The organism is Altererythrobacter sp. MTPC7, assembly GCF_042851395.1.
In the GTDB taxonomy this organism is placed as follows: domain Bacteria; phylum Pseudomonadota; class Alphaproteobacteria; order Sphingomonadales; family Sphingomonadaceae; genus CAJXSN01.
In genome coordinates this window covers 1-996 of the sequence record NZ_BTGS01000044.1, presented here as the reverse complement: position 1 = coordinate 996, position 996 = coordinate 1, and the positions used below count along the sequence as shown (strand labels likewise).

The window sequence follows — 996 nt, the reverse complement described above, 5'->3', positions numbered from 1 at the left end:
GCTTGCAAGCCGCACTGCTAGCGAAAGAATTCAGTGTTCGTGAGCGTCTGAAAAAGAAGAAGGAATCGAGCGCGAGATAAAAGCAGCGCCGTCGGTCGGGCTGCAGGTGGTTGGTTTTGCTGAGCAAATAGCGACGGCAACGGGGATACACCTGCGGCGGTCTCCGAAAATTTCTGTTTCTTTTCAATCTAAATAGCGATGGCGGTTGACCAAATTGCACACGAAGCGATCATGACATACCGAAAAGAGCTGCTCCGAGCTCGTCCGCATGGATCTGTGCAGATGCATTCTGCTCAAACAGTTATGGGCATCGGAGCAATGGAGTGAGAACGGCTGCCCCAGCGTAGAAACGTCATTTGGCGCGACTGGGCCACATTCACCGATAATTGGTCTCGATGGCGGGCCTGACCTGCTCCCCCTCCATGTCCCCCAGGTCGGTCCGTCATCACCCTGACGATGAAAGGACCGACCGGCATGTCGACATCAGGCGCGAACGAACAGCGAGGCAGCCAGACACGCCAGATCGACATCGAGCCGATCGCGATGCGGGTTCCAGAAGCCTGTCGCTATCTCGGGATTGGACGCAGCACCCTTTACGTACTGATCGGCGATGGCGAGATCGAGTTTATCAAGCTGGGGAGTTCGACGCTCGTGCTAACTGAGAGCTTGAAGCGCCTGGTCGAAAGTAAGCGCAATATTTTGCGAAACGCAGCAGAGGACGCATCTCGTATATGCATCCCGATCTTGTTCATGCCGTCGCGTTGGCCGCAATTTCAAAGGCCCTAGAGGGCACGAAGCGCAAGAAGGTTTCACCCTTTCGTCGCCGTCGTCACGAGGCTGAAGAATTCATGGCCGCCAGCGTTGTGGCGGCCTTGGCTCAGCGGGAGTGAGAGGACGCTGGAAGTCCGCTCGGAGAACGTCCGCTTCGCACCCCAAAGTCGGAAGTTCGAATCTAGTCGTCTTAGGTCTGAGAGCAGACATCTGACACTTGGGTTC

1 protein-coding gene is annotated in these 996 nt (G+C 55.9%); it reads left to right on the top strand.

All coding sequences use genetic code 11. The features are described from left to right. Window positions 1-474: 474 nt before the first annotated feature. On the top strand, window positions 475-786 hold the full coding sequence (locus ACGHJ7_RS14745; protein WP_196847211.1) for a helix-turn-helix domain-containing protein: 312 nt from the start codon (window positions 475-477) through the stop codon (window positions 784-786). The last annotated feature ends 210 nt before the right edge of the window (window positions 787-996 follow it).